The sequence below is a fragment of the Cyanobacteriota bacterium genome (assembly GCA_025054735.1).
GTDB lineage: Bacteria > Cyanobacteriota > Cyanobacteriia > SKYG9 > SKYG9 > SKYG9.
Genome location: JANWZG010000510.1, coordinates 1 through 2,378, shown reverse-complemented (window position 1 = coordinate 2,378; position 2,378 = coordinate 1). Strand labels below are relative to the sequence as shown.

Annotated in this window: 4 protein-coding genes; 1 reads left to right on the top strand and 3 read right to left on the bottom strand. The window is 47.9% G+C overall.

Features of this window, described 5'->3' with window-relative positions; translation table 11 throughout:
• Positions 1-435 (bottom strand): archaeosortase/exosortase family protein (locus NZ772_17510; GenBank protein MCS6815355.1); only part of this gene is annotated, 435 nt, incomplete at its 3' end.
• A 76-nt stretch (positions 436-511) separates the two neighbouring features.
• On the opposite strand from NZ772_17510, the gene rsmA reads away from it, so the two are divergent.
• Positions 512-1,378, top strand: a complete 867-nt coding sequence (rsmA, locus tag NZ772_17505; GenBank protein MCS6815354.1) for a 16S rRNA (adenine(1518)-N(6)/adenine(1519)-N(6))-dimethyltransferase RsmA — start codon at positions 512-514, stop codon at positions 1,376-1,378.
• Here the strand turns inward: rsmA and aroH are convergent.
• Both aroH and sppA read right to left on the bottom strand, forming a co-directional pair.
• Positions 1,337-1,768, bottom strand: a complete 432-nt coding sequence (aroH, locus tag NZ772_17500; protein ID MCS6815353.1) for a chorismate mutase — start codon at positions 1,766-1,768, stop codon at positions 1,337-1,339. The genes rsmA and aroH overlap by 42 nt on opposite strands.
• A gap of 24 nt (positions 1,769-1,792) precedes the next feature.
• Positions 1,793-2,378, bottom strand: a 586-nt coding sequence (sppA, locus tag NZ772_17495; protein MCS6815352.1) for a signal peptide peptidase SppA, incomplete at its 5' end; no start/stop codon positions are given.

The following is a 2,378-nucleotide window of genomic DNA, read 5'->3' as shown; positions in this document are numbered from 1 at the left end:
CTTTGCGGTTTGTGTTGTCAAATCAATCACTTGAAGAGCAATGCTAAGAAATGTTGATATCATCAATAGGCTAAGAATGACTAGCTCTTTCCAATATTGGCGTAACCCCTTGAACCCAGAGGCCATCAACCCTAATCCCAACATTGATACAAACGGTGCAACGCGAATGTGATAACCATCAGGCTGCAAGCTTCTGACTAGAACCAACCCAATTAGCAATGCTCCTAGAACTGTGGATATAGTGTCACTTTCCAAGATAAGGGAGGTGCGCTTGTCCCACATTAGGGAGATAATCACAATCCAGAACAGGACACAGGTTGCAAACAACTCTGAATCATCTGTTTTGCCTAGTACAGTCAAATGCAAAGCAATCAGGATGGTGGCGATACCTAGTAGCCAGTATTTTGGTTCCGTCAGCTTCTCAAATGTATCCATAATCTGGGGGAGCAGGTGACTCTAGATTTCAATATTTCACAGGTTTAAAATAATTAATCATACCCAAAATAAACAAATGGCTATCAAAGCACGCAAGCAGTTTGGACAACATTGGTTACGAGACGAGCAGGTTTTGCAGCAAATTGTAGCAGCGGCTGAGTTGTGTAATACTGATTGCGTTTTAGAAATTGGCCCTGGCACAGGTATCTTGACCCGCCGACTCTTGCCGTTGGTAAAGTCTCTGCTAGCTGTGGAACTTGATCGGGATTTGTGTCAACTTTTAACTCGAACCCTAGGCCAGCATCTCAACTTTCTGCTGCTGCAAGGAGACTTCCTCTCCCTCGACTTGGGTTCTCTTTTGCAGGAATATCCTCTGTTTCAGGATCCTAATAAGGTTGTAGCTAACATTCCCTACAACATCACGGGGCCTATCCTAGAGCGATTGTTGGGCACAATTGCCAAGCCACAACCTTGCCCCTACCAGACGATCGTGTTGCTCGTGCAAAAGGAAGTTGCTGAGCGTCTGTGTGCCAGACCTGGATCCAAAGTTTATGGAGCATTGTCCGTGCGGGTACAGTACTTAGCAGCTTGTGAACTAATCTGTTCTGTGCCCGCTAAAAGCTTTTCTCCGCCACCACAGGTAGACTCTGCTGTGATTCGCCTGCGTCCTCGCAGATTTGAATTGGCGGCCGCCGATCCAGTTCTATTGCAACGTCTCGTGACCTTGGGATTTGCTACACGACGCAAGATGCTGCGCAATAATCTCAAGGGCGAGATAGAACGAGACCATCTTAGCCAGCTTCTAGCCCAACTAGACATTCCCACAACTGCCCGCGCCGAAGACCTTAGTCCTAGGCAGTGGGTAATGCTGAGTAACTGCTGGTCAACCGGATCCTCCGGATCATTTGGTGGCCAGGGAATGCTTGAGGCTGATGGTTTGTAGTAACGTACCAGACTGATGATGATTAGCTAGGTCAGGCCGGAGAATCACGGCCCCCCGTAGGTAGGGATGGTAGATAGAGGTTGCAGGGTTGGGTGTGTTGAAGTGAATTAGACAGCGAATACAGCGTTCTAGGCTGCCCTCAACGTGCATCTGTTGTACATCTAAGAGAGGAATAGCTGACCAGCCGGGGCGTTCACGAGCTACAGCCGCTGGAAAGAGCGCATCTAAATCACGAGTTGCTGAAAAAGTTACACTAATCACCTCGTCCAGATCTAGCTGGTTCCATGTTTCTAACTCATCCAACAGCTCGGTTACAGCTTCACGAATTGCGATCGCTGAGTTTGCCTCTGCTGTTGTTGCGCCACGAATTGCCCGCACTCGCCACTCCACGTTGAAAAAGCCTCCAGATTTTATCTAAGGACGATATAGCCACAACGGCATACCATTGGTCGCCAGTTCAAATTCTATCCAATCCAAGGCAGTCACGAATTCAGCCGGTAGGTATTTGTTACGATTGTTTGCGATTCTATTTGATAATAGTCGGCGTGCTAAAGGTTTACGCTCTTCTAAAGTGACGCACTTAGTTTTATCTGGATCCAAGCCCACTAGCTCAGCCGCCCACCGACGGGCATCATCTTCACTGCCAAGCCGATCAATTATGCCTAGGGCTAACGCCTGCTCACCAGTGAAAATGCGTCCGTCAGCAAAATTTTGGACAGCCTCCACCGACAAATTGCGAGCATCTGCAACTGTCCGTACAAACTGGTGGTAGCTTGTATCAATGAGTTCCTGAAGAATTGCTTGTTCTGGGGCAGTTAGTTCCCGATCAAAGGACAAAATATCCTTGTAGGGGCCAGACTTAATCACCTTGAACGATACGCCAATCTTATCAAGCAAACGCTCTAAATTGTTACCCCGCAGAATCACGCCGATACTGCCCGTAATTGTGCCAGGGTTTGCCACGATATGATGTGCGCCCATGCCAATATAAACGCCGCCA

Bases quoted from the DNA above. Each gene is read 5' to 3' on its own strand.
- rsmA (MCS6815354.1), top strand. From the start codon at position 512: ATGGCTATCAAAGCACGCAAGCAGTTTGGACAACATTGGTTACGAGAC.